The sequence below is a fragment of the Streptomyces scabiei 87.22 genome (assembly GCF_000091305.1).
Taxonomy (GTDB): Bacteria; Actinomycetota; Actinomycetes; order Streptomycetales; family Streptomycetaceae; genus Streptomyces; species Streptomyces scabiei.
Window position 1 is genome coordinate 3,241,170 of sequence record NC_013929.1, and the last position, 26,175, is coordinate 3,267,344.

The 26,175-nt window shown below is 72.4% G+C and carries 23 protein-coding genes; 14 read left to right on the forward strand and 9 right to left on the reverse strand.

Annotated features, from left to right (window positions below; translation table 11 throughout):
• Nucleotide 1 precedes the first annotated feature (1 nt).
• The 4 genes from SCAB_RS13465 to SCAB_RS13480 all read left to right on the forward strand — a co-directional run bounded on the left by SCAB_RS13465 (nucleotide 2) and on the right by SCAB_RS13480 (nucleotide 2,700).
• A complete protein-coding gene (locus SCAB_RS13465; protein ID WP_037728615.1) occupies nucleotides 2-634 on the forward strand; it encodes an AIM24 family protein in 633 nt (210 codons plus the stop codon).
• Between the two features lies 1 nt (nucleotide 635).
• On the forward strand, nucleotides 636-1,286 hold the full coding sequence (locus SCAB_RS13470) for an AIM24 family protein (RefSeq protein WP_013000620.1): 651 nt from the start codon (nucleotides 636-638) through the stop codon (nucleotides 1,284-1,286).
• Between the two features lie 2 nt (nucleotides 1,287-1,288).
• Entirely contained in the window at nucleotides 1,289-2,086 is a 798-nt protein-coding gene (locus SCAB_RS13475) for an AIM24 family protein (protein ID WP_013000621.1), read from the forward strand.
• A 137-nt stretch (nucleotides 2,087-2,223) separates the two neighbouring features.
• Nucleotides 2,224-2,700: a MarR family winged helix-turn-helix transcriptional regulator gene (locus SCAB_RS13480; protein ID WP_013000622.1), complete on the forward strand. Its 477-nt coding sequence runs from the start codon at nucleotides 2,224-2,226 to the stop codon at nucleotides 2,698-2,700.
• A gap of 32 nt (nucleotides 2,701-2,732) precedes the next feature.
• Here SCAB_RS13480 and SCAB_RS13485 read toward each other — a convergent pair whose 3' ends face one another.
• Both SCAB_RS13485 and SCAB_RS13490 read right to left on the reverse strand, forming a co-directional pair.
• The gene (locus SCAB_RS13485; RefSeq protein ID WP_013000623.1) at nucleotides 2,733-4,235 is read right to left on the reverse strand and encodes a sensor histidine kinase; all 1,503 of its coding nucleotides are present in this window, start codon (nucleotides 4,233-4,235) and stop codon (nucleotides 2,733-2,735) included.
• The gene (locus SCAB_RS13490; RefSeq protein WP_013000624.1) at nucleotides 4,232-4,900 is read right to left on the reverse strand and encodes a response regulator transcription factor; all 669 of its coding nucleotides are present in this window, start codon (nucleotides 4,898-4,900) and stop codon (nucleotides 4,232-4,234) included. The genes SCAB_RS13485 and SCAB_RS13490 overlap by 4 nt, the downstream gene beginning before the upstream one ends.
• 182 nt (nucleotides 4,901-5,082) lie before the next feature.
• On the opposite strand from SCAB_RS13490, the gene SCAB_RS13495 reads away from it, so the two are divergent.
• Nucleotides 5,083-5,796 (forward strand): PepSY domain-containing protein, encoded by a 714-nt coding sequence (locus tag SCAB_RS13495; protein ID WP_013000625.1) that lies wholly within the window; start codon nucleotides 5,083-5,085, stop codon nucleotides 5,794-5,796.
• 89 nt (nucleotides 5,797-5,885) lie between these two features.
• Here SCAB_RS13495 and SCAB_RS13500 read toward each other — a convergent pair whose 3' ends face one another.
• The 3 genes from SCAB_RS13500 to SCAB_RS13510 all read right to left on the reverse strand — a co-directional run bounded on the left by SCAB_RS13500 (nucleotide 5,886) and on the right by SCAB_RS13510 (nucleotide 9,477).
• Nucleotides 5,886-7,106 (reverse strand): MFS transporter, encoded by a 1,221-nt coding sequence (locus SCAB_RS13500; protein WP_013000626.1) that lies wholly within the window; start codon nucleotides 7,104-7,106, stop codon nucleotides 5,886-5,888.
• A 175-nt stretch (nucleotides 7,107-7,281) separates the two neighbouring features.
• Nucleotides 7,282-8,238, reverse strand: coding sequence for a methylmalonyl Co-A mutase-associated GTPase MeaB (meaB, locus tag SCAB_RS13505; protein WP_037728611.1), 957 nt, complete (start codon nucleotides 8,236-8,238; stop codon nucleotides 7,282-7,284).
• 36 nt (nucleotides 8,239-8,274) lie between these two features.
• A complete protein-coding gene (locus tag SCAB_RS13510; RefSeq protein ID WP_013000628.1) occupies nucleotides 8,275-9,477 on the reverse strand; it encodes an acetyl-CoA C-acetyltransferase in 1,203 nt (400 codons plus the stop codon).
• Nucleotides 9,478-9,629: 152 nt separating this feature from the next.
• Between SCAB_RS13510 and mce the strand changes: the two genes are divergently transcribed.
• The 7 genes from mce (at nucleotide 9,630) to SCAB_RS13545 (ending at nucleotide 19,724) form a co-directional block, all read left to right on the forward strand.
• A complete protein-coding gene (mce, locus tag SCAB_RS13515) occupies nucleotides 9,630-10,070 on the forward strand; it encodes a methylmalonyl-CoA epimerase (RefSeq protein ID WP_013000629.1) in 441 nt (146 codons plus the stop codon).
• Between the two features lie 276 nt (nucleotides 10,071-10,346).
• Nucleotides 10,347-14,198: a polarized growth protein Scy gene (scy, locus tag SCAB_RS13520; protein ID WP_041669173.1), complete on the forward strand. Its 3,852-nt coding sequence runs from the start codon at nucleotides 10,347-10,349 to the stop codon at nucleotides 14,196-14,198.
• Between the two features lie 258 nt (nucleotides 14,199-14,456).
• Nucleotides 14,457-15,395, forward strand: coding sequence for a coiled-coil domain-containing protein (locus tag SCAB_RS13525; RefSeq protein ID WP_013000631.1), 939 nt, complete (start codon nucleotides 14,457-14,459; stop codon nucleotides 15,393-15,395).
• 279 nt (nucleotides 15,396-15,674) lie between these two features.
• The gene (locus SCAB_RS13530) at nucleotides 15,675-16,643 is read left to right on the forward strand and encodes an ABC transporter ATP-binding protein (RefSeq protein WP_037728608.1); all 969 of its coding nucleotides are present in this window, start codon (nucleotides 15,675-15,677) and stop codon (nucleotides 16,641-16,643) included.
• A 2-nt stretch (nucleotides 16,644-16,645) separates the two neighbouring features.
• Nucleotides 16,646-17,416, forward strand: a complete 771-nt coding sequence (locus SCAB_RS13535; RefSeq protein WP_013000633.1) for an ABC transporter permease — start codon at nucleotides 16,646-16,648, stop codon at nucleotides 17,414-17,416.
• 170 nt (nucleotides 17,417-17,586) lie between these two features.
• Entirely contained in the window at nucleotides 17,587-18,861 is a 1,275-nt protein-coding gene (locus SCAB_RS13540) for an ABC transporter ATP-binding protein (RefSeq protein WP_013000634.1), read from the forward strand.
• Nucleotides 18,858-19,724, forward strand: a complete 867-nt coding sequence (locus tag SCAB_RS13545; RefSeq protein ID WP_013000635.1) for an ABC transporter permease subunit — start codon at nucleotides 18,858-18,860, stop codon at nucleotides 19,722-19,724. The genes SCAB_RS13540 and SCAB_RS13545 overlap by 4 nt, the downstream gene beginning before the upstream one ends.
• Nucleotides 19,725-19,743: 19 nt before the next feature.
• Here SCAB_RS13545 and SCAB_RS13550 read toward each other — a convergent pair whose 3' ends face one another.
• Complete coding sequence (locus tag SCAB_RS13550; protein WP_013000636.1) at nucleotides 19,744-20,085, reverse strand: hypothetical protein; 342 nt, start codon at nucleotides 20,083-20,085, stop codon at nucleotides 19,744-19,746.
• Between the two features lie 221 nt (nucleotides 20,086-20,306).
• Between SCAB_RS13550 and SCAB_RS13555 the strand changes: the two genes are divergently transcribed.
• Nucleotides 20,307-21,335: an LLM class flavin-dependent oxidoreductase gene (locus tag SCAB_RS13555; protein ID WP_013000637.1), complete on the forward strand. Its 1,029-nt coding sequence runs from the start codon at nucleotides 20,307-20,309 to the stop codon at nucleotides 21,333-21,335.
• Between the two features lie 79 nt (nucleotides 21,336-21,414).
• On the opposite strand, the gene SCAB_RS13560 is transcribed toward SCAB_RS13555, so the two are convergent.
• Nucleotides 21,415-21,807, reverse strand: a complete 393-nt coding sequence (locus SCAB_RS13560) for an SCO5389 family protein (protein ID WP_005480204.1) — start codon at nucleotides 21,805-21,807, stop codon at nucleotides 21,415-21,417.
• A 394-nt stretch (nucleotides 21,808-22,201) separates the two neighbouring features.
• On the opposite strand from SCAB_RS13560, the gene nucS reads away from it, so the two are divergent.
• Complete coding sequence (gene nucS, locus SCAB_RS13565) at nucleotides 22,202-22,873, forward strand: endonuclease NucS (RefSeq protein ID WP_037728604.1); 672 nt, start codon at nucleotides 22,202-22,204, stop codon at nucleotides 22,871-22,873.
• A gap of 102 nt (nucleotides 22,874-22,975) precedes the next feature.
• Here nucS and SCAB_RS13570 read toward each other — a convergent pair whose 3' ends face one another.
• Together SCAB_RS13570 and SCAB_RS13575 are read right to left on the reverse strand one after the other, a co-directional pair.
• A complete protein-coding gene (locus SCAB_RS13570) occupies nucleotides 22,976-25,540 on the reverse strand; it encodes an ATP-binding protein (protein ID WP_013000639.1) in 2,565 nt (854 codons plus the stop codon).
• Between the two features lie 256 nt (nucleotides 25,541-25,796).
• Entirely contained in the window at nucleotides 25,797-26,120 is a 324-nt protein-coding gene (locus SCAB_RS13575) for an STAS domain-containing protein (RefSeq protein ID WP_013000642.1), read from the reverse strand.
• Nucleotides 26,121-26,175 lie beyond the last annotated feature (55 nt).

The following is a 26,175-nucleotide window of genomic DNA, read 5'->3' on the forward strand; positions in this document are numbered from 1 at the left end:
AATGTTCCGACTTCAAGGCAGCAAAGTGCTGGCCGTCGACATGACCGGGGACGCCGTGAAGGCGAAGAACGGCTCGATGGTCGCGTACGACGGTCAGATGTCGTTCAAGAAGCTGAGCGGCGGCGGTGAGGGCCTGCGCGGGATGGTGACGCGCCGCCTCACGGGTGAGCAGATGACGTTGATGGAGGTGACCGGACAAGGGACCTGCTGGTTCGCGGACCGGGCTTCCGAGATCAACCTGGTGAATCTTCAGGGGGACAAGCTGTACGTGGAGTCGAGCAACCTGCTCGCGACGGGCTCCGGGCTGCGTACGGGCACGAGCTTCACGGGGCTGCGCGGCGCCTCGCAGGGCAACGGCCTGTTCACCACGACCATAGAGGGCCACGGCCAGGCGGCGATCATGTCCGACGGCCCGGCGGTGGTGCTGCGGGTCAGTCACCAGTACCCGCTGACGGTCGACCCGGGGGCGTACATCGCGCACCAGGGCAACCTCCAGCAGTCCTTCCAGTCCGGTGTGACGTTCCGCACGCTCATGGGCGAGGGCGGCGGCGAGGCCTTCCAGATCCGCTTCGAGGGCGACGGACTCGTCTACGTCCAGCCCAGCGAGCGCAACACGGTGGCGGGGGACGTCTGACATGGCCTTCCGTGAGATCAACTCGAAGATGATCGAGGCGACCGTGATGCCGGGCCAGCGGCTGTTCAGCCAGCGCGGCGCGATGCTCGCCTACAAGGGCGAGGTGTCCTTCACCCCCAACATGCAGGGCGGCCAGGGCGGTATCGCCTCGATGATCGGCCGCCGGGTGGCCGGCGAGGCGACCCCACTGATGACCGTCGAGGGCAGCGGCACGGTGCTGTTCGGGCACGGCGGCCACCACATCCAGGTGATCAGCCTGACGGGCGAGACCCTCTACGTCGAGGCCGACCGTCTGCTCGCCTTCGACGGCACCCTCCAGCAGGGCACGATGTTCATGGGCTCGCAGGGCGGCGTCATGGGCATGGTGCGGGGCCAGGTGACGGGCCAGGGCCTGTTCACCACCACCCTGAAGGGGCACGGCGCGGTCGCGGTCATGGCGCACGGCGGGGTCATCGAGGTCCCGATCACCCCCCAGCGCCCGGTCCACGTGGACCCGCAGGCGTACGTGGCGCACCACGGCGACGTACGCAACAAGCTCTCCACCGCGCTCGGCTGGCGCGACATGGTGGGCCGGGGCTCCGGCGAGGCGTTCCAGCTGGAGCTGAGCGGCAGTGGTGCGGTGTACGTCCAGGCCTCGGAGGAGAAGCTGTGAGCATGTACGGGGCCCCGGTCGCCGGACCGACCGTCCACGACCCGATGACGCTGCCGTCCGACGACAACGTCAACAACTACACCTTCTGCGTGGAGCTCAAGGGGAGCCAGTGGTTCCTGCAGAAGGGCAAGATGATCGCCTACTACGGCCAGATGGAGTTCAACGGCATCGGGCACGGCCGTTTCGGCGGTCTCGTCCGGACGTCGTTCCATTCGCCTCTGCACGCGAGCGACTGGGTCGTGGCCGAGGGATCCGGCAAGATGCTCCTCGCCGACCGGGCCTTCGACGTCAATTCGTATGACTTGGAGGACGGCAACCTGACCATTCGCTCCGGCAACCTCCTCGCTTTTCAGCCAAGTCTCGCGCTGAAGCAGTCGATCGTTCCGGGCTTCCTGACCCTCATCGGAACGGGCAAGTTCGTGGCGGCCTCCAACGGCCCGGTGGTGTTCATGGAACCCCCCATCCGGGTCGACCCGCAGGCCCTGGTCGGGTGGGCCGACTGCCCCTCGCCGTGCCACCACTACGACCACGGCTACATGGCCGGCGTGATGGGCGGCCTACGTGCGATGACGGGCATCGGCGGCGCCTCCGGCGAGGAGCACCAGTTCGAGTTCGTCGGGGCGGGGACAGTGCTGCTGCAGTCCTCCGAGACCCTCATGGCCGAGCAGGCCACGGGCGTGGTCCCGCACGAGCCCGGGGTACCCGGTGGCGGTGGGGTGCCCGGCCACCACGGACAGCCGATGGGGGCACCGCGCCTTCCCGGACAGCTGGGGGACCTCCAGCGTCGCTTCGGGCTGTGAGCGGTAGTCTGCGGAGTGTGACATCGAACGTGTGCGCGTTGTCATGCTCCACCCCCGTACGACCCGACCTGTCCGTACGACCGGAACCACCCCGCCCTCACTAGTTCGCCTTTCAACATTTTAGGTAGACTTCATTCATGGAGACCGAAACGGCCACGCGCTGGCTGACCGATGCCGAGCAGTGCGCCTGGCGCACCCATCTGGACGTCAACAGGCTGCTGACCCACCAGCTCGAAAGGGACCTGCAGCCGTTCGGCCTGACGATGAACGACTACGAGATCCTGGTGAACCTCTCCGAGTCGGAGGGCCGCCGGATGCGGATGAGCGATCTCGCCGCCGCCACCCTCCAGTCCAAGAGCCGCCTCTCGCACCAGATCACCCGCATGGAGAACGCGGACCTGGTGCGCCGGGAGAACTGCGAGTCCGACCGGCGCGGGCTGTTCGCCGTGCTGACGGAGCACGGCCTGGAGACGATGCGGCGGGTGGCGCCGCATCATGTCGCCTCGGTGCGGCGGCACTTCATCGACCTGCTGCCCCAGGAGTCGCTGGACGACCTGCACCGGTCGCTGGGGCCGATCGCGGACCACCTGCGGAGCCACCGCGGCAGGCCGTGACCCGGTGACCGGGACGAGCCGGGGGCCGGGCGTCAGCCGCGGCCCCGGGTCCGGCGTGGCTGGTGACGCCCCCGAGGCGGGGCCTCGGGTGTCACGGCCCCCCGCCCCGGCGTCTCCAGGGGCAGCCGCAGTTCGAACAGGGCTCCCCCGCCGGGCGCGTCCCCGACCGTCAGGGTCCCCGAGTGGCGTACGGCGATGTCCCGGGCGATGGCCAGGCCCAGACCCGCGCCGCCGTCGTCCCTCGCCCGGGAGTCGTCCAGCCGGACGAAGCGCTCGAACACGCGCTCGCGGTCGGCCTCGGGAACTCCCGCCCCGTCGTCCGTGACCTGGAGGACCGCCCAGCCCGGGACGGTGCGCAGGGTGACCGCGACCCGGTCGCGGGCATGGCGGCGGGCGTTGTCCAGCAGGTTGCCGAGCACGCGGCGGATCTGGTTGCGCGAACCGTGCAGTTCCACCGGGCCGTCGCCGTCCAGGGCCACGCCCTCCCGGGACGCCACCTCGTCCCGTACGGCCTGCGCCAGGTCGAACCGCGCCTCCGGCGGCGGCCGCTCCCCCGCGTCCAGCCGGGCCAGCAGCAGCAGGTCGGCGGCGAGGCTCTGCAGTCGTACGGTGTCCTCGACCGCCCCCTCCAGGTCCAGCAGCTCCGGATGGGCCGCGCCCACCTCGAGCTGGGTGCGCAGCGACGCGATCGGGCTGCGCAGCTCGTGCGAGGCGTCCGCGACGAACGCCCGCTGCCGCTCCACCGAGGTCTCCAGCGCGGCCAGCGTCTCGTTCGTCGTACGGGCCAGCCGGGCGATCTCGTCGTGCGTGTCCGGCTCGGGCACGCGCCGGGAGAGATCCTCGGAGGCGGTGATGGCGGCCATCTCCGACCGGATGTCCTCGACGGGACGCAGCGCCCGCCGGGTGACGACGTACGTCACCGCGCCGACCGTCAGCAGCAGCAGCGGCAGCCCGATGAGCATCGTCGTCAGCGCGGTGCCGACGGCGTCCTCCTCGGTGGCGAGCGGGGCGCCCGCGTAGACGGTGAGCGGGACGCCGGCGGGTGTGACCACGTCGACGGCGGCGAACCGGTAGTGCGCCGTCACCCCCTCGACGGTCGCGGTGCCCTCGCCGTACCAGGTCTCGTCGGCGACCTCGCGGGGGCCGAGCGTGCCGTCGTCCTCGGCGTCCCTGTCGCCCTCCGCGCGGTCGTCGGCGTCGTCGTTGGTCTCGGAGTTCAGCCGGTCCGAGGCGACGGCGGTCACGTTCATGGCCTCGACGTCCTCGCCGACCGCGACGGGCTTCTCCTCGCGGTCCAGGACCTCGACGGGGTTCTCGTCGCCGTCCGGCAGCCGCAGCTCGTCGTAGGCGAACCCGTTCGCCAGTGCCGAGGCGGCGTTGCGGGCCACGGAGTCGGCCTCCGTGTCCGCCTTGTCGACGAGGGAGAAGCGCAGGGAGAGCAGGACGGCGGCGCCCGCCGCGACCAGGGCGACGGCGACGACGACGGTCGCGGCGAGGGTGGCGCGGGCCCGCACCGAGCCCAGGCGGCGTTTCACGGGCGGCCCTCCAGTCGGTAGCCGGCGCCGCGCACGGTCTTGATGAGCGTGGGGCCGAGCTTGCGGCGCAGGGTGCTGATGTAGACCTCGACGATGTTCGGGTCGCCGTCGTAGGCGAAGTCCCAGACGTGCTCCAGGATCTCCGCCTTGGAGACGACCTCACCGGCTCTGAGCACCAGCTGCTCCAGGACGGAGAACTCCTTGGTGGTCAGGGAGATCTCGTCCTCGGTGAGGAACACGCGGCGGGCGGCGGTGTCGAGCCTCAGCTCCCCCACCTCGTGCACGGGCGAGGCGCCGCCCGAGGCGTGGCGCCGCCGCAGCAGCGCCTTCACCCGGGCCACGAGGACGACGTAGGAGAACGGCTTGGTCAGATAGTCGTCGGCGCCCGTGTCGAGGCCCTCCGCCTCGTCGTACTCGCCGTCCTTCGCGGTGAGCATGAGGATCGGCACGTCGTGGCCGGCGGCGCGCAGGGCGGCGCACACGCGGTAGCCGTTCATGCCGGGCAGCATGATGTCGAGGATCACGAGGTCGTACGCCCCCTCGCTCGCGCGGTGCAGGCCCTCGACGCCGTCGTGGACGACGTCCACGGCGTATCCCTCGGCCGTCAGCCCCTTGGCCAGCGACACCGCGAGCCGCTTCTCATCTTCCACGATCAACAGGCGCATGCGTTCAGCTTGGCAAACCGAACCTGAAGCGGTCTTCAGGGGGCTTCAGGTCCGCTTCAGCGTCGCTCGGCCAGATTGGTTCCCGTCGAAAGCAGACGAGGCCGACGAGCCGGACAAGCCCCGCTGCGACCGGCGACATCATCCGTTACTGGTCGCAGCCAGTCGCATCCTGGAGGAACCCCATGAAGCGCAACATCGTCATCGCCACCGTCACGGCCGTCGCCCTGATCGGCGGCGGCACCGCGACCGCCATCGCGGTCGCGGGTGACGACGAGGCGCCGGCCGGGAAGACCGTGTCGGTGTCGAACGACGACCGCGACAACGACCGCGACGACGCCGACGACACCGCACAGGACACGGCCGAGGACAAGGCCGAGGACAGGGCCGAGGACCAGGCCGCCCGTGACACGGACCAGGACGCCGAGGACAAGGCCGAGAACGCCGCCGAGGCGAAGGCCGGCCAGGTCACGGCCGCCGACGCGATCACGACGGCCCTGAAGGAGAAGGCCGGTACGGCGGTCTCCGCCGACCTCGACGACGAGGGCACGAACCTGGTGTGGGACGTCGACGTCCTGACGGACGGCGGCAAGTGGTTCAGCGTCCAGGTCGACCCCCGCACCGGCAAGGTCCTCGGCTCGCACGCCGACCGGGACGACGACGGGGACGACGCCGCCGAGACCCGGCAGATCCGGGCCGCGCTGAAGGGCGCCTCGGTGACCGCCGCCGAGGCCGCCGAGGCCGCCGCCGCCAAGGGCACGGTGACCTCCGTCGACCTCGACGAGGAGAGCACGGACCGGGCCTGGGAGGTCGACACCACCGCCGCCGACGGCACCGGCAGCGACTGGCGGGTCGCCCTCGGCTCCGGCAAGGTCACCGCCGACCGCACCGAGGACTGACGCTCCGCCCCGCACCACGAGGCTCCCCCCTCCCCCCCCACACACGCAGAGGCATCCGGCGCATGGCACCGGGTGCCTCTGCCGGCGTCTCAGGCCGCGGTGCCCGCCCCGGACAGCCCGAGGCCGACGGCGGCCGCCGCGAGCAGGGCCGCGGCCCCCGCGAGGGCGAAGCCGAGCGCCGGGGAGAAGTGGGCCACCAGGAGGCCCGACGCGGCCGCGCCCGCCGAGATGCCGGCGTTCACGGCCGTGTTGACCCAGGCGCCGGCCTGGGTGCGCGAGGCGGACGGGGCGGCGGCGTCGGCGACGAGGTACGCCGTGGTCAGCGCGGGGGCGACGAAGAGACCGGCGCAGACCACGGCGCCGGTGAGCACGGCCAGGCCCGGGGCGAGCCCGGCACCGGCGAGCGCGAGGCCGAGCCCCGCCGTCAGCAGGCAGAGCCGTACGCGGGCACCGGAGCGCCAGTCGACCGCGCCGTACACCAGGCCGCCCACCGCGCTCCCGGCGGACAGCGCGGCGAAGATCCAGGCCACGACGGTGTCCCCGCGCCCGTGGTGCTCGGCGAAGGCCAGCACCAGCAGGTCGAGCGCGCCGATCGACAGTCCCACCCCGGCGGCCGCGACGACGGGCGGCACGATCCCGGTCACCGTGCGCGGCTTCCGTTCCCGGGCCCCCTTCTCCTGCGCCGGTGCGCGCCCCGGCGTGCGTGCCACGGCCGGAGAGCTCACGAAGCCGAACGTCCCGGCCACGACCAGCAGCGCCCCCACGGCCAGGGCGGCGGCCGGGGAGGCGATCTGCACGATCACGCCCACCACCAGCGGCCCCGACACGAACAGCAGTTCCTCCGCGACTCCGTCGAGGCTGTACGCGCGCCGCAGCAGCCCCTCGTCCGAGGCGGTGAGTTCGCTCCACACCGTCCGCATCGTCGGTCCGAGCGGCGGCGTACAGGCCCCGGCCGCCGCGGCGACGGTCCCCAGCAGCGCCCCGGACGCCCCCGGCCGCCAGCTCGCCCCGGCCAGGGCGCCGAGCAGCAGGGCGTACAGCGAGGCCATCGGCAGCAGCGCGCGGCGCGGGCCGTACCGGTCGACGAGCGCCGCCCGCACGGGTGACAGCAGGACACTGGTGGCCCCGAACAGGGCCAGCACCGTGCCGGCGACGGCGTACGACCCCGTCGTCCGGGACACGGCGAGCAGCACGGCGACGGACACCATGCCGTAGGAGAGCCGGCCGACGAGTACGGCGGCGAAGGTGCGGCGGGCGTACGGGATGCGGAGCACCGAGGCGTACGACGGCCGCGGAATGGTCGCGGACATGCGAAATGTTCCTCACTCGGAGGCGAAAAGGGGGACACCGATGTCCCGCGCGGCGACGACACGTCGCCCGCGGAAGGGTCCGCCTCTACGCACGAAGAAGGAACATGCGGCCAACCTAGCAGCGGCCCGCACCAGGGCCCCAGGGATTTCCGGGAGGGCGGGCGCGCGGCCGGGGTCAGCCCTCGGTCAGGCCCGTCACCAGTTCGTCCGCCGCCCGGTAGGGATCCAGCTCCCCCGCCACGATCCGCTCGGCGAGGGCCGACAGACGGCGGTCGCCGTGCAGGTCGCCGATCCGCTCCCGCAGCGCGGTCACCGCGATGCTCTCCACCTCGCGCGCCGCCCGGGCCCGCCGACGGTCCGCGAGCACCCCCCGTTCGTCCATCCAGGCCCGGTGCTTCTCCAGCGCCTCGACGACCTCGTCGATGCCCTCCGCCCGCGAGGCGACCGTCTTGACGATCGGCGGCCGCCAGTCGCCGGGGGCACGGGACTCGCCGAGGCCGAGCATGTGGTTCAGCTCGCGCGCGGTCGCGTCGGCGCCGTCCCGGTCGGCCTTGTTGACGACGTAGACGTCGCCGATCTCCAGGATTCCGGCCTTGGCCGCCTGGATGCCGTCGCCCATGCCGGGCGCCAGCAGCACCACGGACGTGTCCGCCTGCGAGGCGATCTCCACCTCGGACTGGCCCACGCCGACCGTCTCGACCAGGATCACCTCGCACCCGGCCGCGTCCAGCACCCGGACGGCCTGCGGGGCCGACCGGGCGAGACCGCCCAGATGGCCGCGGGTCGCCATCGAACGGATGTACACGCCGGGGTCGGAGGCGTGCTCCGCCATCCGGACGCGGTCGCCGAGCAGGGCGCCGCCCGAGAACGGCGACGAGGGGTCGACGGCGAGCACGCCCACCCGCTTCCCGGCCCGCCGGTAGGCGGTCACCAGCGCCGAGGTGGACGTGGACTTGCCGACACCGGGCGAGCCGGTCAGGCCGACGACGTACGCCCCGCCCGTGAGCGGGGCCAGCTCCGCCATGACCTCACGGAGCTGCGGGGACGCCCCCTCCACCAGGGAGATCAGCCGGGCCACGGCCCGCGGCCGGCCTTCCCTGGCCTGGGCCACCAGGGTGGAGACGTCCTGCATCACAGCTCCGTTCACGAAGAAGGCCCCGCCGGGGACTCAGGCCTTGGGGACCCGCACGACCAGCGCGTCACCCTGTCCGCCGCCGCCGCACAGCGCGGCCGCGCCGACACCGCCGCCGCGCCGCTTCAGCTCCAGGGCCAGGTGCAGGACGAGACGGGCGCCGGACATGCCGATGGGGTGCCCGAGGGCGATCGCGCCACCGTTGACGTTCACCTTTTCGGGGGAAACGCCGAGGTCCTTCATTGACTGCACGGCGACCGCGGCGAACGCCTCGTTGATCTCGATCAGATCGAGGTCGGCGACGTCCAGCCCGTCCTTCTTCAGGGCGTGCAGGATCGCGTTCGAGGGCTGCGACTGCAGGGAGTTGTCAGGGCCCGCGACGTTGCCGTGCGCGCCGATCTCGGCCAGCCAGGTCAGGCCCAGCTCCTGCGCCTTCTCCTTGCTCATGACCACCACGGCCGCCGCGCCGTCGGAGATCTGCGAGGCGGACCCGGCCGTGATCGTGCCGTCCTTGGCGAAGGCCGGCCGCAGCTTGGCCAGGGACTCGGCGGTGGTCTCACCGCGGATGCCCTCGTCCTGGCTGAAAACGACCGGCTCGCCCTTGCGCTGCGGGATCTCGACCGGCGTGATCTCCGCCTCGAAGAGGCCGTTCTTCTGGGCGGCGGCGGCCCGCTGGTGGGACTGGGCGGCGATCTCGTCCTGCTCGGGGCGCAGGATGCCGAGGCGCGTGTTGTGCTTCTCGGTGGACTCGCCCATGGCGATGTTCTCGAAGGAGTCCGTGAGCCCGTCGTGCGCCATCGCGTCGAGCATCTGGATCGCGCCGTACTTGTAGCCCTCACGGGACTTCGGGAGCAGGTGGGGGGCGTTCGTCATGGATTCCTGGCCGCCGGCCACGATCACGTCGAACTCGCCGGCCCGGATCAGCTGGTCGGCCAGGGCGATGGCGTCGAGGCCCGAGAGACAGACCTTGTTGATCGTCAGCGCGGGCACGTTCATCGGGACGCCCGCCTTGACGGCGGCCTGGCGCGCCGGGATCTGCCCCGCCCCGGCCTGGAGCACCTGGCCCATGATCACGTACTGCACCTGGTCGCCGCCGATGCCCGCGCGGTCGAGGGCGGCCTTGATCGCGAATCCGCCGAGGTCGGCTCCGGAGAAGGACTTCAGCGAGCCGAGCAGTCGTCCCATGGGCGTACGGGCGCCCGCGACGATCACCGAGGTCCTGCCGTTCGTTCCAGTCATGAGGTGCGATCCCCTTCCAGCCTGCACGGCCGAGAAGTGAGTGAACGAGGGTTTACTTCGAATGTACTGAGTGGCACTCCGTGCCGTCACCGGGCTGTCGGTGTGATCGCGCGCACGTTGCGTAACCGGCGCCGGGGCGCTGCACTGACACCATGCTGACGCGAATCGACCACATCGGAATCGCCTGTTTCGACCTGGACAGGACCGTCGAGTTCTACCGGGCCACCTACGGCTTCGAGGTGTACCACTCCGAGGTCAACGAGGAGCAGGGCGTGCGCGAGGCCATGCTCAGGATCAACAGCACGGACGACGGCGGCGCCTCCTACCTGCAGCTCCTGGAGCCCACCCGCGAGGACTCCACCGTCGCGAAGTGGCTGGCCAAGAACGGCGAGGGCGTCCATCACATCGCCTTCGGCACGGCGGACGTCGACGGCGAGGCGGCCGCGATCAAGGACAAGGGCGTACGCGTCCTGTACGAGGAGCCGCGAGTCGGTTCCATGGGGTCACGGATCACGTTTCTGCACCCCAAGGATTGCCATGGCGTACTGACAGAACTGGTCACTTCGGCGCCAGTTGAGTCACCTGAGCACTGACCCCCGTACATATGGGCCGGTAGGGTTGGGGTCGGCCGTCGCCTTCGAGGGGGACGGCCCGGGTTCCGCCGCCTTCCGACGAGCGGGATCCAAGGGCACCGCGGCGATCCACCAGCGGCTGTCCGAGGGCCGGGGTCCAGGTTTCGGGGGACGAGGGTGAGGGCGGCAGCCCGTGCTCCGCCGTTGATCTGACACCATTCCCCGGGGGCCCCGTTCGGCGGTTGGACGGAGCTCGTTTGCCAGAGGTTGCGACCAGGGGACGGATGGGACCGCGCAGTGCGGGGCTACGAACGCCAGGAGCGAGAGCCGGCGGCTGACGTCGACCACCTCTCTCGGTTCGAGGCCGAGATGGAGCGGCTGAAGACCGAGCGGGAAAAGGCGATCCAGCACGCCGAGGACCTCGGCTACCAGGTCGAGGTGCTGCGCGCCAAGCTGCACGAGGCGCGCCGCACCCTCATGTCCCGGCCCGCCTACGACACCGGGGGCGACCTCGGGTACCAGGCCGAGCAGATGCTCCGCCAGGCCCAGATGCAGGCCGACCAGCTGCGCACGGACGCCGAGCGCGAGCTGAGCCAGGCCCGGGCGCAGACCCAGCGCATCCTCCAGGAGCACGCCGAGCAGGCCGCGCGCCTCCAGGCGGAGCTGCACCAGGAGGCGGTCACCCGACGCCAGCAGCTCGACCAGGAGCTGTCCGAGCGCCGCCAGACGGTCGAGTCGCACGTCAACGAGAACGTGGCGTGGGCCGAACAGCTGCGCGCCCGCAGCGAGGCCCAGGCCCGCCGGCTCGTCGACGAGTCCCGCGCGGAGGCCGAACAGGCGCTGGCCGCCGCCCGCGCCGAGGCGGAACGGCTCGCCACCGAGGCCCGCCAGCGGCTGCAGAGCGATTCGGAGGCCGCCCGAGGCGAGGCCGACCAGATCCTGCGCCGGGCCCGCGCCGAGGCGGAGCGGCTGCTGAACGCGGCCTCCACCCAGGCGCAGGAGGCCACCGAGCACGCCGAGCAGCTGCGCACCTCCACCGCCACCGAGTCGGACTCCGCCCGCCGCCAGGCCACCGAGCTGAGCCGGACCGCCGAGCAGCGGATGACGGAGGCCGAGACGGCGCTGCGCGAGGCCCGCGCCGAGGCCGAGAAGCTGGTCACGGAGGCGAAGGAGAACGCGGCCAAGGCCGTCGCCGGCGCCGAGTCGACCAACGAGCAGCGCACGCGCACGGCCAAGGAGCAGGTCGCCCGGCTGGTCGAGGAGGCCACGAAGGAGGCCGAGGCCACCAAGGCGGCCGCCGAGGAGTCCGTCGCCGACGCCAAGACCCAGGCCGAGAAGATCGTCGCCGAGGCCTCCGAGAAGGCCCGCTCGATCACCGCGGAGGAGTCCGCCTCCGCTCTGGCCAAGACCGCCAAGACCGCCGAGGACGTGCTGAACAAGGCGTCCGAGGAGGCCCGCAGCACCACCAAGGCCGCCATAGAGGAGGCCGAGCGCATCCGTGCCGAGGCCGAGGCCGAGGCGGACCGGCTGCGTGCCGAGGCGCACGACCTCGCCGAACAGCTCAAGGGCACGGCGAAGGACGACACCGAGGAGTACCGCGCCAAGACGGTCGAGCTGCAGGAGGAGGCGCGCCGGCTGCGCGGCGAGGCCGAGCTGCTGCGCTCCGACGCGGTCGCCGAGGGCGAGCGGATCCGCTCCGAGGCCCGGCGCGAGGCCGTCCAGCAGATCGAGGAGGCGGCCAAGACCGCCGAGGAGCTGCTCGCCAAGGCCCGCACGGACGCCGACGAGCTGCGGCAGAGCGCCACCGCGGACAGCGAGAAGGTCCGCACCGAAGCCATCGAGCGCGCGTCCGCACTGCGCCGCCAGGCCGAGGAGACCCTGGAGCGCACCCGCAAGGAGGCCGAGCGCTATCGCGCCGAGGCCGCCGAGCAGACCGAGGAGCTGAAGGCCGAGGCCGAGCGCGCCGCCGCCGAGCTGCGCGAGGAGACCGAGCGGGGCGTCGAGGCCCGCAAGGCCGAGGCGGCCGAGGAGCTGACCCGGCTGCACACCGAGGCCGAGGGCCGGCTGGCCTCCGCCGAGGAGGCGCTCACCGACGCCCGTGCCGAGGCCGAGCGGATCCGCCGCGAGGCCGGCGAGGAGAGCGACCGGCTGCGCTCCGAGGCCGCCGAGCGCATCCGTACGCTCCAGGCGCAGGCCGAGGCCGAGGCCGAGCGGCTGCGCGACGAGGCCGCGGCCGACGCGTCCGTGTCCCGTGCCGAGGGCGAGTCCGTCGCCGTACGGCTGCGCTCCGAGGCCGCGGCCGAGGCGGAGCGGCTGAAGTCCGAGGCGAAGGACACCGCCGACCGGGTACGGGCGGAGGCACAGGCCGCGGCCGAGCGGCTCGCCACCGAGGCGTCCGAGACCCTGGCCGCCGCGCAGGAGGAGGCCGCCCGGCGCCGCCGCGAGGCCGAGGAACTGCTCGGCTCGGCCCGGCAGGAGGCCGACCAGGAGCGCCGACGGGCCCGCGAGCAGAGCGAGGAGCTGCTGGCCTCGGCGCGCACCCGCGTGGAGGAGGCCCAGACCGAGGCCGTACGGCTGGTCGAGGAGGCCGAGCGGCGCGCCGGCGAGATGGTGTCGGCGGCCGAGACCCACGCCCAGCAGGTCCGGGAGTCCGTCGCCGGGCTGCACGAGCAGGCCCAGGAGGAGATCGCCGGGCTGCGCAACACCGCCGAGCACGTGGTGGACCGGATGCGCAGGGAGGCGGAGGCGGAGGCGGACCGGGTCCGAGCCGACGCCTACGCCGAGCGCGAGCGGGCCGCCGAGGACGCGGGCCGGGTCCGCCGTGAGGCGCGGGACGAGACGGAGGCCGCCAAGGCGCTCGCCGAGCACACGGTCGCGGAGGCCATCGGCGAGGCGGAGCGCATCCGTTCGGAGGCGTCCGAGCACGCCCAGCGGGTCCGTACGGAGGCGTCGGACGCCATCGCGCGGGCCGACCAGGACGCCTCGCGCACCCGCGCGGAGGCCCGCGACGACGCCAACCGCATGCGGTCGGACGCGGCCACCCAGGCCGACACCCTCATCACCGAGGTGACGGCCGAGGCGGAGCGGCTGACGCGGGAGACCAACGAGGAGGCCGAGCGCGTACGGGCCGAGTCCGTCGCCCAGGCCGACCGGCTGATCGGCGAGGCCACCGACGAGGCCGAGCGGCTGCGGGCCGAGGCCGCCGAGACGGTGGGCTCCGCGCAGGCGCACGCCGAGCGGGTGCGGGCCGGTGCCGAGCGCGCGCGGGCCGAGGCGGAGGCGGAGGCCGACCGGCTCATGGCGCACGCCCGCGAGGAGGCCGACAACACGCTCGACGCGGCCCGCAAGGACGCCAACAAGCGGCGCTCCGAGGCCGCCGAGCAGGTCGACACGCTCATCACGGAGACGGCGGCCGAGGCCGACAAGCTGCTCGCCGAGGCGCAGTCGCAGGCCCTGAAGACCACCGCGGACGCCGAGGGGCAGGCCGACTCCATGGTCGGGGCGGCCCGCAAGGAGGCCGACCGGCTGGTCGCCGAGGCCACCGTCGAGGGCAATTCCACGGTGGAGAAGGCCCGTACGGACGCCGACGAGCTGCTGGTCGGGGCACGCCGGGACGCGACCGCGATAAGGGAGCGGGCCGAGGAGCTGCGGGACCGCATCACCGCCGAGATCGAGGCGCTGCACACGCGGGCCCGCCGCGAGGCCGCCGAGACGATGAAATCGACAGGTGACCGTTGTGACGCGTTGATCAAAGCCGCCGAGGAGCAGTTGGAGAAGGCGACGTCGAAGGCCAAGGAGATCGTTTCCGAGGCCAACTCCGAAGCGGGCAAGGTCCGTATCGCGGCGGTGAAGAAGGCCGAGGGTCTCCTGAAGGAGGCCGAGCAGAAGAAGTCCACGCTCGTCCGTGAGGCCGAGGAGCTGAAGGCCGAGGCGATCCGCGAGGCGCGCCGCACGGTCGAGGAGGGCAAGCGCGAGCTGGAGGTGCTGGTCCGGCGCCGCGAGGACATCAATGCGGAGATCTCCCGTGTCCAGGACGTCCTGGTGGCGTTGGAGTCTTTTGAGGCCCCGTCGGGCGGCAAGGACGGTGGAGTCAAGACGGGCGCCACGGCGGGTGCGACTCGTTCGGGTGGCAAGTCGTCAGACGGCTAGCGGAGCGGGGGCGTTGCGGGTATCTTCCCGCTCCGCCTCCAGCCCTACGGACACCATTTTGTGCTCGTTCTGTGCTTGCCATCTGTGCCGTCTGCGCTTTCAGGGCCTTTACGCAAAGTTTCTGGCAAGTATTCCGAAGGTCGGCCACTCAAAAGGGGTGTCATTCTCCAGATCAAACGTGCATCTGCTCGATGACACGCCGCTTCGCCCCCTAGGATTCCACCTATCACCTCACCGGTCTCATTCGACAGGAACCCCATGAGCGACACTTCCCCCTACGGCTTCGAGCTTGTGCGGCGTGGATACGACCGCGCTCAGGTGGACGAACGTATCTCCAAGCTCGTCTCCGACCGTGACTCCGCGCTCGCCCGCATCACCGCTCTGGAGAAGCGCATCGAGGAGCTCCACCTCGAGACGCAGAACGCCCAGGCCGCGGTGACCGACGCCGAGCCGTCCTACGCCGGTCTCGGCGCGCGCGTCGAGAAGATCCTCCGCCTCGCCGAGGAGGAGGCGAAGGACCTGCGCGAGGAGGCCCGCCGCGCCGCCGAGCAGCACCGCGAGCTGGCCGAGTCGGCGGCTCAGCAGGTGCGCAACGACGCGGAGTCCTTCTCCGCGGAGCGCAAGGCCAAGGCGGAGGACGAGGGCGTCCGGATCGTCGAGAAGGCCAAGAGCGACGCGTCGCAGCTGCGCGCCGAGGCGCAGAAGGACGCGCAGTCCAAGCGCGAGGAGGCGGACGCCCTCTTCGAGGAGACCCGCGCCAAGGCCGCCCAGGCCGCCGCCGACTTCGAGACGAACCTCGCCAAGCGCCGCGAGCAGTCCGAGCGGGACCTGGCGTCGCGTCAGCAGAAGGCGGAGAAGCGTCTCGCCGAGATCGAGCACCGCGCGGAGCAGCTCCGCCTGGAGGCCGAGAAGCTGCGCACCGACGCCGAGCGCCGCGCCCGCCAGACGGTGGAGACCGCGCAGCGTCAGGCCGAGGACATCGTCGCGGACGCGAACGCCAAGGCCGACCGGATCCGCTCGGAATCCGAGCGCGAGCTGGCGGCGCTCACCAACCGCCGCGACTCGATCAACGCCCAGCTGACGAACGTGCGCGAGATGCTGGCGACCCTCACGGGTGCGGCCGTCGCCGCGGCCGGCACGCCGGTCACCGACGACGAGCCGATCTCCCGCGGGGTTCCGGCGCAGCAGTCCCGGTGACCCTGTCACCCTGACGGCACCGGCCGGACGAGGCACCATCGGGCCCGCGTCTCCCCTCCGGGGGGCGCGGGCCTTCGGTGTGCCGGGGGTGGCGACGGGGCCGCCCGGCCGTGGTGCCGGGTTCCGGGTGCGGGTGCCTCATGGCTCGGGGGCTTCTGCTGTCGCGCGGCTGCCACTCGTACGTGGCTGGTCGCGCAGTTCCCCGCGCCCCTGAGGGGATGACCGGCAGTCACCAGTGCTCCGGTGGCAGGCCCCCGAGCCCCGTTCTAGCGTGGCCGCATGATCGAGCTGGACGGGCTGACCAAGCGGTACGGCGAGAAGGTCGCGGTGAACAACCTGACCTTCGCCGTGCGGCCCGGAACGGTGACCGGCTTTCTGGGGCCGAACGGGGCCGGGAAGTCGACGACCATGCGCATGATCCTGGGGCTGGACCGGCCCACCTCGGGGGACGTCCGGATCGACGGCACGCACTACGCCGGCCTGCGGGACCCGCTGACGTACATCGGCGCGCTGCTGGACGCCAAGGCCGTGCACGGCGGCCGCAGCGCCTTCAACCACCTGCTCTGCCTGGCCGAGAGCAACGGGATCCCCCGGGCCCGGGTGCACGAGGTGCTGGACACGGTCGGGCTCACCACGGTCGCCCGGAAGAAGGCCAAGGGGTTCTCGCTAGGCATGGGGCAGCGGCTCGGGATCGCCGGCGCGCTGCTCGGCGACCCGCGGATCCTGATGTTCGACGAGCCGGTCAACGGCCTCGACCCCGAGGGCATCCACTGGATCCGGAATCTGATGAAGTCCCTCGCGGCCCAGGGGCGGACCGTGTTCGTGTCCTCGCACCTGATGAGCGAGATGGCGCTGACCGCCGACCACCTCGTCGTCATCGGGCAGGGGCGGCTGCTCGCCGACACCTCCATGGCGGAGTTCATCCGGCAGAACTCACGGTCGTACGTACGCATTCGCACACCGCAGCGGGAGCGGCTGCTCGACGTGCTGCACGCGGTCGGCACGACGGTCGTGGAGAGCGGCAACGGGGCGCTGGAGGTGGACGGCGGGAAACCGGAGGCGATCGGTGAGCTGGCCGCCCAGCACCGGATCGTGCTGCACGAGCTGAGCCCCCAGCAGGCCTCGCTGGAGGAGGCGTTCATGCAGCTGACGGCCGAGTCGGTGGAGTACCACGCGCACGACGGCACCCCGGTGGCCCAACCGGCACCCGTCGCCGGATGGGGCGGCTCCTGGAAGAGGGAGGGCTGACGATGGCCGTCACCCAGGTGGTCCGCTCGGAGTGGACCAAGATCCGGTCGGTGGCGTCCACGGTGTGGACGCTGTCGCTGGCCGGGGTCGTCACGATCGCGCTCGGCGTGCTGATCTCGCTGCTGTCGAAGAACGAGTTCGACAACCTGAGCCGCCGGGACCGGCTGTCGTTCGACCCGACGTTCATCAGCTTCGCGGGGATGACCCTCGGCCAGCTGGCGATGATCGTGTTCGGGGTGCTGGTGGTGTCGAACGAGTACAGCACCGGCATGATCCGGACCTCGCTGGCCGCCGTTCCGCAGCGCGGCACCTTCCTCTTCGGCAAGATCGCGGTGGCCACCGCCCTCGCCTTCGCGGTGGGGCTCGCGACCAGCTTCGTGACGTTCTTCCTGGGGCAGGCGATGCTCGGTCCGCACCGCGCCGGGATCGATGACCCGGGCGTGCTGCGCGCGGTCTTCGGCGGCGGTCTCTACATGACCCTCATCGCCGTGTTCTCCATGGGGGTGGCGGCGATGCTCCGCAGCCCGATGCTGTCGCTCGGCATCCTGATGCCGTTCTTCTTCCTGATCTCCAACATCCTGGGCAACGTCGGCGCCACCGAGAAGGCCGGCCGGTACCTGCCCGACCAGGCCGGCAGCAGGATCATGCAGGTGGTGACCCCCGTGGACGACGACACGCCGTACGGGCCCTGGGGCGGTCTCGCCATCATGGCGCTGTGGGTGGCAGCGGCCCTGCTCGGCGGATACCTGATGCTGAAGCGGCGTGACGCCTGAGCGGGAGCCTGACCAGCGGTTACGTACATGCCAAAGCAAGGGGCTCGTGACCTGCGAGGTTTTACCTCCTCTTGGGTGGAACCGTCAGCGTCCCGATAAGCTCCTAATCCTTACGGGGGCGTGCGCCCCGACGTCCTGGGACGTCCTGAACCGTTCGATGGGTGCGGAGCATGATCGAGGCAGTCGGCCTGACGAAGCGCTACGGCGCCAAGACGGCCGTGTACAACCTTTCCTTCCAGGTGCGGCCGGGGGCCGTCACCGGCTTCCTGGGGCCCAACGGCTCCGGGAAGTCGACGACGATGCGCATGATCCTCGGCCTGGACAATCCCACGTCCGGGCAGGTGACGATCGGCGGCTATCCGTACCGCAAGCTGCCGAACGCGGCCCGGCAGGTCGGCGCGCTCCTCGACGCCAAGGCGGTGCACGGCGGCCGGCACGCCCGCAACCACCTGCTGTCGCTGGCCCAGCTGTCCGGCATCCCGGCCCGCCGGGTGGACGAGGTGCTCGGTGTCGTCGGTCTGCAGGACGTGGCCAAGAAGCGCTCCAAGGGCTTCTCCCTCGGCATGGGCCAGCGGCTCGGCATCGCCGCCGCGCTGCTCGGCGACCCGCAGGTGCTCCTCTTCGACGAGCCGGTCAACGGCCTCGACCCCGAGGGCATCCTCTGGGTCCGCAACCTGATGAAGGCGCTCGCCGCCGAGGGTCGTACCGTCTTCGTCTCCTCGCACCTGATGAGCGAGATGGCGCTGACCGCCGACCACCTCATCGTGATCGGGCGCGGACAGCTGCTCTCCGACATGAGCATCAAGGACTTCATCTCGGCGAACTCCGCCGACTTCGCGCGCGTACGGACACCGGACACCGAGCCGCAGCAGCGCGAGAAGCTGACGGCCGCGCTGACCGAGGCGGGCGGCCAGGTGCTGCCCGAGCAGGACGGGGCGCTGCGGGTCATGGGGCTCCCGCTGCCCCGCATCAGCGATCTCGCGCACGGCGCCGACGTACGTCTGTGGGAGCTGTCGCCGCACCAGGCGTCGCTGGAGGAGGCGTACATGCGGATGACGCAGGGCGCCGTCGACTACCGGTCGACGACCGACCAGAAGGCCGGTCTGCAGCAGCCCCTGCCGCCCGGCGCGCAGCCGCCGATGCCGGTGCCCGGACAGGGCCAGCCGGGCTGGTACGCCCCGCCGGCACCGCAGCCGGGTCAGCCGTACGCGCCGCAGGGTCAGCCCGCGCCGCACGGACACCAGGCCCCGCCGCCGGCCGGCCCCTACGGGGCTCCGGCGCCCGCCGCCCCGGCCCCCGGGCAGCCGCAGCCGCAGCCGCAGCCGAACCCGTACGCCCAGGCCGCGCCGCCGGCCCCCGCGCAGCCCGCCGCCGCGCCGGCCCCCGCCGCGGCCGCCTCCGCCGCGCCCGCCGCCGACCTGACGAAGTCCGAGGACGCCCGATGAGCACGCCCCAGCCGCCCCTCACGCAAGCGCCGCCCGCCGCCCAGTGGCAGGGCGCGCCGGGCACGTCGTACACCTCGCCGATCCCGGTGGTGCGCACGCACCTCGGGCACGCGATCTCCTCCGAGTGGACGAAGATCAAGTCGGTCCGCTCCACGATCTGGACGCTCGGCGTCTTCGTCGTCCTGGTGATCGGCCTGGGGCTGCTCTTCGCCCTGATCGCCGCCTCCACGGACATGAACCTGGAGGGCGAGTCCCCGCTGGGCCTCGGCCTGTTCGGCGTGATGATCGGCAGCGTCTGCATCCTCACGCTCGGGGTGCTGACCACCGCCTCCGAGTACGGCACGGGGATGATCCGGACCACGATGACGGCGTGCCCGAGCCGCGGCCGGGTCCTGGCCGCGAAGGCCATCGTGTTCTTCGCCCTCACCTTCACGGTCACGGTGGTCACGACCGCGTTCGTCGGCTTCGCGCAGACGGCGATCCTGGAGGGCAACGGCGCCACGAGCCCCGACGCCGGTGAGTGGTTCAAGGCCACGGTCGGCGTGAGCCTGTACCTCGCGCTGTTCGGGCTGCTGGCGCTGCTGACGGGCTCGCTGATCCGGCATTCGGCGGGTGCGATCACCCTGATGCTCGGCGTCTTCCTCGCCCCGCTGGTCATCGCGATCTTCATGTTCTCGGAGTCGCTGAGGGACGTCCAGGAGTTCCTGCTGGAGTACTCGATCCCCAGCCAGCTCAGCGTCTTCTACGGCGCGGAGATCAGCCAGTCCGGCCCGTCCGGCTGGGAGCCCCTGTGGATCATGCTCGCGCTGACGGGAGTGGCGTTCGTGGGCGCGTACGCCCTGCTGGAGCAGCGGGACGTCTGACCTTCCGGCTGAGGGGGCGTCAGAACCTCGGCGCGTTACGGGACCGCTGCACCCGCGAGGTGCGGCGGTCCTTCGCGTTCCAGCACGCCTTGTGCCAGTGCCGGCGCTCGTCGACGCCCGAGTGCTCGGGCCAGGCCACGACATGCGGGACCCCCGAGGCGATCATCTGGTCGCAGCCGGGGCAGCGGTAGGTCTTGCCCGCCGCGCTGGCGCCCGCCACATGGCGCACACTCCACTCCTCGCCCCGCCAGGGCTCGCTGGTCTGCCAGCCGCCGTAGCGGTCGGACCGGTCCTCCTCCGCGCTGCGGCCTGACGGACCCGACGGACCCTGGTCGTTGGGGCGGTTGCGACGCGGGGACACGGGACACCTCACGGGGCTCGGCAGGGGGCAGGGTCGGTCTCCAGCCTACGCGGGCCCGGTGGGGGTATGCGTACGTCACCAAACCCCCCAGATCACCCTCCGCTCGGCCCATTCTGCAGACAATCCGCAAATCTCGCCGCCAGGCCGTGACTTCGTCACGTGTCCCCCGGTTATGCCGGTGGGGGAGCTCCCGAGCCGGAGCCGAGGAAGCAGGAAGAGCGATGCACGTAGGAACATTTGTACTGGGCGCCCAGTTCCCCGGCCAGGGTCAGGGCGAGGCGCTCCACCGGGCGGTACGGACCGCGGAGGTGGCCGAGGAGGCCGGGCTGGACGCGGTCTGGCTGGCCGAGCACCACTTCGTGCCGTACGGCACCTGCCCGTCGGCGATCACCCTCGCCGCGTTGCTGCTGGGCCGCACCCGGCGGATCCGGGTCGGCACGGCGGTCAGTGTGCTGCCCACCGTCCACCCCGTGGCCCTGGGCGAACAGGCGGCCCTGCTGCACGTGACGTCCGGCGGGCGCTTCTCGCTGGGGGTCGGACGCGGCGGCCCGTGGGTCGACCTGGAGGTGTTCGGCGCCGGACTCCAGGCGTACGAGACGGGCTTCCCGGAATCACTCGATCTGCTCCTGCGCTGGCTGCGCGAGCCCTCGGTGTCGGCGTCGGGGGAACGATTCAGCTTTCGCGAGGTCCCGGTCGTCCCGAGGCCCGCCGAGGACCTGGACGAGACACCCGGCCCGGAGGTCGTGGTCGCCTGCACCTCGCCGACGAGCGTCAGGCTGGCCGCCGAGCGCGGGCTGTCGATGCTGCTCGGCATGCACGTCGGGGACGAGGAGAAGGCCGAGATGGTCGCCCTGTGGCGCAAGCACGCCCGGGCGGCGGGCCGTTCGCCGGAGGAGATCTCCGGCGCGGCCCATGTCTCGGCCGGCGTCTGCCAGATCGCCGACCGGCGCACCGACGCCGTGGAGGCGCTCACCAAGGCGATGCCGGGCTGGCTGAAGCAGGGCCTCGACGCCCATGTGACCGTCGACGGCCGGGCCCGCGCCATGCGGGACCCGCTGGCGTACACCGAACTGCTCTGCGGGCTGCACCCCGTGGGCACCCCCCGGCTGTGCGCCGACCGCCTCGCGGCCACCAGCGAGCGGACGGGCATCTCCCGCTTCGCCCTGCTGGTCGAGGGCTCCGGCGACCTGGCGGCGACGGAGGAGAACGTACGACGACTCGGTGCCGAGGTGCTGCCTCACCTCGGCTGAGCCACTACGGGAAGCTTGCCGCCCCGGTTACTGATGCACCTCCCGCGGTCGGAGCGGCAAGCCGTGCTGCGTCACGACCTCAGCAGTCCCTGAGTTCCGGGGACTGGTTGAGGAGTTGGCCGCGGATCGAGGTGAAGCGGGCCAGCCTGTCGTCCACGGACGGGTCCAGAGGGAACACCGCCACGCGGTGGCAGTTCTGGAAGGCCAGCCGTACACCGAAGTGCCGCTGCAGCGCGCCGCGAATCGCGTCACTGGCGAGCGCGCGCAGCAGTTGTCCGCGTGCCTGCTCGTCCGGCGGGGGCGTCTGGTTGTCGGCGAACTCTCCGCCGTCGACCTTCAGCTGGGCCACCAGGGAGCTGATCATCTCCCACGCGTAGGGCAGGGAGGTCCGGACGCAGTCGACGAAGGCGGCTTCGTCGACCTCGCCTCGCTCGGCCTGTTCGAGTAGGGCCGGTGAGACGTCGAGCGACATGGGTTCTCCTCTCGCACCCCCACAACAACAGGGGTTGACGGACAAGGTCGGAGAGCGCATGCCGAACACGCAGAGTGCACGGTCCGCGACCTCCAGTTTCTACGGTAAGGAACCGAACGGGGCCGCACCAGGAGATTGCGCGCACCGACACGGCGCGGGACGCACACAATCAGCCAATGCCGAACAGGAGTTGACAGCGGCACATGCCGGAGGACGACGGAAGCCCACGTGAGAGGCCGGAGGAGGGTGACGGAGGGCGACAGCGACCGCACGGGACCGGCCGCCCGTCGAACGGCCCCCGGCCCGCGGCAGCGGCCGCGGGGTGGCCTCCGGACCGAGCGCCCACGGCGGTCGAATCGCGCGCACCCGTCGGCGTCGGATAGCGTTGCCGACCATGCGTCTCGTCATTGCCCGCTGCTCCGTCGACTACGCGGGCCGGCTCACCGCCCATCTCCCCTCGGCCCCCCGCCTGATCCTGGTGAAGGCGGACGGCAGCGTCTCGATCCACGCCGACGACCGGGCCTACAAGCCCCTCAACTGGATGTCGCCGCCCTGCACGCTGAAGGAGGGTTCCGGGGACGAGGCAGGCGTCTGGACCGTCATCAACAAGGCGGGCGAGAAGCTCATCATCACGATGGAGGAGGTCCTCCACGACTCCTCGCACGAACTGGGCGTCGACCCCGGCCTGATCAAGGACGGCGTCGAGGCGCACCTCCAGGAACTCCTCGCCGACCGCATCGAGACCCTCGGCGAGGGCTACACGCTCATCCGCCGCGAGTACATGACGGCCATCGGCCCCGTCGACATCCTGTGCCGGGACGCCGACGGCGCGACCGTCGCGGTCGAGATCAAGCGGCGCGGCGAGATCGACGGGGTCGAGCAGCTCACGCGCTATCTGGAGCTGTTGAACCGCGACCCGCACCTCGCGCCGGTCCGCGGGATCTTCGCCGCCCAGGAGATCAAGCCCCAGGCCCGTGTCCTCGCCACCGACCGCGGCATCGGCTGCGCGGTCCTCGACTACAACGCCCTGCGCGGCATCGAGGACGACAAGCTGCGGCTGTTCTGAGCCCGTTCGGGCTCCGACACACGACACCGGGAGGGCCGGGTCCGATTCCCGGACCCGGCCCTCCCGGTGTCGAACGGCGCGTCGAACGGGCGGAACGGCGGCTCAGGCCGGTGTGCCGCCCGGCGCGTCGGACTCGTCCACCGGGGCGGCGGCGCCGGTCGACTCGACGGCCCGGCCGGACGTGGGGGCGCCGGCGCTGTTCGTGTCGGCCGGCGGGGTGGGCACGTGCGACGCCGAATCCGACGGACTGGGGCTTGCCGACTCCGACTCCGACTCCGAGGGCGTCGCGGACGGCGACTCCGACTCCGGCTTCGACGGCGTCGGCCTGGGGGACGACTTGGTCGGGGACGGCGTCGGCTTGCCCGTCGGCCCGTCCGTACCGCTCGGGTCGTCCGACGGCCCCGCGCTGCCCGTGGGCGTCGGGTCGTCCGACGTGCCGTAGGTGCCGTCCGGGCCCGGGTCGGTCGGCTCGGGCACGGCACCCGGGGCGTCGTCGTCCCCGCCCGTCCTGGGACGGTCCGCGACGAGTCCGCCGTCGTCGACGCCCGCGCTGGCGGAGGGGTTGACGCCGACCCGCTCCGCCGGGGTGTCGTCCTTGCGGTCGGAGGTCGCGCCGAGGGTCACCACGGTCCCCAGCACGGCGACGAGCAGCGCTCCCGCGCCCGTGGCGAGCAGATTGCGCCGGGCGCCCCCGACGAGGCTCCTGAGACCGGTGAACCGGTGCGCGGACGTGGCGTCGCCGGACCCGTGCGTGACGAGCATGCTGTCGTCGGCCGACGGGTACGGTGCGGAGCCACCGCCGCCGGTGGCCGCCGCCGCGCCCGTCGCCCCGGGGCCGACCATGCCGAAGCCCACCGGTGTGTAGGCGGACGGCCCGCCGAGCGGTGGGGCCTGCTCCTCGTGCCGGACGTCCGGCACCTCCTCCCCCACCGCCGTACGGCCGGCCGGCGGGGTCACCCCCGAGCGGTCGGCGACCAGGGCGAGGGCCCGGCGGCCGGCGACCGTGCCGCGCTTGTCCGCGAGGACGTTGCGCAGCCCGATGGAGGACTCCAGCTCGGCCCGCGCCCGCTCCAGCTGTCCGGAGCAGAGGGCGAGGACGCCCAGCTCGTGGTGGAAGTAGGCCAGTTCGGCGGTCTCGTCGGCGAGGCCGGCGGCCTCGGCACCGGCCCGGAGCGCCCGCTCCCAGGCGCTCCAGCGCCGACCCGCCGCGAACGCGGGCGCGGCCTGCCGGGCCAGCACCACGGCGGCGCTCTCCTCGCCCTCGCCGGGCGGGGTGGTGGCCGGCGCGAGCGCGGTGAGGGCGGCCAGGACGGCGTCCGCCTCGGCCGAGACGCGCTCGGGGGTGACCGAGGGGTGCCCGGCCCACCAGGCGTAGTGCTGGGCGGCGGCCTCGGCGCGCGTCCCGGCGTCGTCGGCGTATCCGGCGGCCTCCAGCTGGGTGCGCACCCCGGCGGCGAGCCGGTAGCGGGCACCGACAGGTGTCACCAGGGCGCAGCCGACCAGCTCGCCGAGGGCCGCGTCGGCGTGGGTGTCGCCCACGAGGGCGGGCAGGTGTGCCTGGTGGGGGATCTCGCCGCCGAGCGCGACCGCGAACCGGAGGGTCTCACGGGCCGAGGAGCCCAGCCGGGACGCGAGCAGCGCGGCGGGGGCGGCTCCCTCGGCGAGGGAGGGCAGGGGGACGTCGTGCTCGTCCGCGGCCTCGTAGGGGGCGTCGACGGGCGGCGCATCCTGGAAGACCCCGAACTCGTCGACGGCGTTCTCGCCGGCCCGCTGCCGGTCCCGCTGCCTGAGCAGCGCCCCGGCCTGGGTGAAGCGCAGCGGCAGCCCTTCGGACTCGAACCAGAGGTCGCCGGCCCAGTTCGACTCGTCCTCGGTGAGCGCCCGCCCGACGACCCGCTCCAGGAGCTGCTCGCTGCCGGCCCGGTCGAGGCCCCCGAGGACGACCTCGTCCAGGGGCGCGTCGGCGGACGGCAGCGGGATGTCGGGGGTGGCGCCGATCAGGAAGGCGCACTCGGGGGTGGCGTCGAGGAGTTCGTCCAGCGCGATGCCGCCGAACTCCAGGTCGTCCAGGACGACGACCGCGCCGATCTCCCGCACGACGTCGGCGACCTGCGGCGGGGCGGGCCGGAACCCGGATGTGCTGTACACGGCTGCGAACAGTTCGTACAGCAGGTCGTCGACCGTGCGCCGGAAACCGCTGAGCCGGACGACACCGTCGGGGGCCAGGTCCGCGCAGTCCTCGGCGACCGCGTCGAGGAGGGTGGTGCGGCCCGAGCCGGGCGCGCCGGTGAGGCGGACGGAACGGCCGCGGGCCAGGAGCCGTACGAGCCGCTCCCGCTCCTCGTCGCGCTGGATCAGCGGCAGCCGGGGCAGCGAGGGGCCCGGGGGCACCGGCGGACGGGCGGCACGGTCGAGGGCGGCGCGCTCGTCGGACGTGTGTTTCGCGGGCCGACCAGGCAGTTCGCCCGGCGGGCAGTTCTCGATCTCGCTGCCGTCGACGGGGTTGACGGTGAGGAGGAAGTCGCCCGACACGAGCCGGACGGTGCGGGCGAGCGCCGGAGCGTGCCGGTCGAAGTCCTGCGTCAGCGCGTCACGCGCCGGACGTCTGCTCTGCGCCTGTGCGTCGTCGTGGCCGTACTCTTCGGGTCCCCGGCTGTTCGGGTCCATCGGTTCAAGCCCCCCAAAAGCGTCTCGTGTGCTGGAGCCCCTCCCGGCCTGGTCGCACACTGCGCTGTCGCTTCTGGTCCGGAACCCGCTCGAGGGTAGCTGGCAGCGGGCAGCCGAACCCTAAACCTTTGCACAGTATCTACGACAGTCCGGGGTCCCACGCTGTCCGAGACATCACAGTCTCGTGAGGATTGCGGCGTGCACCGGCCGGGTGTCCCGCACGCACCGAGCCATACGTAGGGATCCGCACACGCGTTCAGACTCTGGGCAACGACTCCAGACCGATACCGCCCTCGATGGCGAGGATGCGGTGCAGCCGGGTGGCCACGAGGAGCCGCTGCATCTGCGGCGGCACGGCGCGCAGCACCAGCCGCCGTCCGCACCGCCCCGCCCGCCGGTGGGCTCCCATGATCACCCCGAGTCCGGTGGCGTCCCAGGAGTCCAGCTCTGACAGGTCGAGCACCAGGTCGCCGGCTCCGTCGTCGACGGCCGAGTGCAGGACCGTACGGGCGTCCGCCGCGCTGCGTACGTCGAGGCGGCCCCCGACGACCAGCTCGGCGTGGTCGCCCCTGATGTACATAAGCGCTCCCCGTGAGTGCGTCTCGTACTCCGTGATGTGGGTGATGCAACGTCTG

Coding starts and splice junctions, on each gene's coding strand:
- SCAB_RS13530 (WP_037728608.1), top strand. CDS start 15,675: ATGATCGAGCTGGACGGGCTGACCAAGCGGTACGGCGAGAAGGTCGCG.
- SCAB_RS13555 (WP_013000637.1), top strand. CDS start 20,307: ATGCACGTAGGAACATTTGTACTGGGCGCCCAGTTCCCCGGCCAGGGT.
- SCAB_RS13570 (WP_013000639.1), bottom strand. CDS start 25,540: ATGGACCCGAACAGCCGGGGACCCGAAGAGTACGGCCACGACGACGCA.
- meaB (WP_037728611.1), bottom strand. CDS start 8,238: ATGCAGGACGTCTCCACCCTGGTGGCCCAGGCCAGGGAAGGCCGGCCG.
- SCAB_RS13540 (WP_013000634.1), top strand. CDS start 17,587: ATGATCGAGGCAGTCGGCCTGACGAAGCGCTACGGCGCCAAGACGGCC.
- SCAB_RS13510 (WP_013000628.1), bottom strand. CDS start 9,477: ATGACTGGAACGAACGGCAGGACCTCGGTGATCGTCGCGGGCGCCCGT.
- SCAB_RS13480 (WP_013000622.1), top strand. CDS start 2,224: ATGGAGACCGAAACGGCCACGCGCTGGCTGACCGATGCCGAGCAGTGC.
- SCAB_RS13495 (WP_013000625.1), top strand. CDS start 5,083: ATGAAGCGCAACATCGTCATCGCCACCGTCACGGCCGTCGCCCTGATC.
- SCAB_RS13545 (WP_013000635.1), top strand. CDS start 18,858: ATGAGCACGCCCCAGCCGCCCCTCACGCAAGCGCCGCCCGCCGCCCAG.
- SCAB_RS13475 (WP_013000621.1), top strand. CDS start 1,289: ATGTACGGGGCCCCGGTCGCCGGACCGACCGTCCACGACCCGATGACG.
- SCAB_RS13535 (WP_013000633.1), top strand. CDS start 16,646: ATGGCCGTCACCCAGGTGGTCCGCTCGGAGTGGACCAAGATCCGGTCG.
- SCAB_RS13465 (WP_037728615.1), top strand. CDS start 2: ATGTTCCGACTTCAAGGCAGCAAAGTGCTGGCCGTCGACATGACCGGG.
- SCAB_RS13560 (WP_005480204.1), bottom strand. CDS start 21,807: ATGTCGCTCGACGTCTCACCGGCCCTACTCGAACAGGCCGAGCGAGGC.
- SCAB_RS13525 (WP_013000631.1), top strand. CDS start 14,457: ATGAGCGACACTTCCCCCTACGGCTTCGAGCTTGTGCGGCGTGGATAC.
- nucS (WP_037728604.1), top strand. CDS start 22,202: ATGCGTCTCGTCATTGCCCGCTGCTCCGTCGACTACGCGGGCCGGCTC.
- SCAB_RS13575 (WP_013000642.1), bottom strand. CDS start 26,120: ATGTACATCAGGGGCGACCACGCCGAGCTGGTCGTCGGGGGCCGCCTC.
- mce (WP_013000629.1), top strand. CDS start 9,630: ATGCTGACGCGAATCGACCACATCGGAATCGCCTGTTTCGACCTGGAC.
- SCAB_RS13470 (WP_013000620.1), top strand. CDS start 636: ATGGCCTTCCGTGAGATCAACTCGAAGATGATCGAGGCGACCGTGATG.
- SCAB_RS13490 (WP_013000624.1), bottom strand. CDS start 4,900: ATGCGCCTGTTGATCGTGGAAGATGAGAAGCGGCTCGCGGTGTCGCTG.
- SCAB_RS13500 (WP_013000626.1), bottom strand. CDS start 7,106: ATGTCCGCGACCATTCCGCGGCCGTCGTACGCCTCGGTGCTCCGCATC.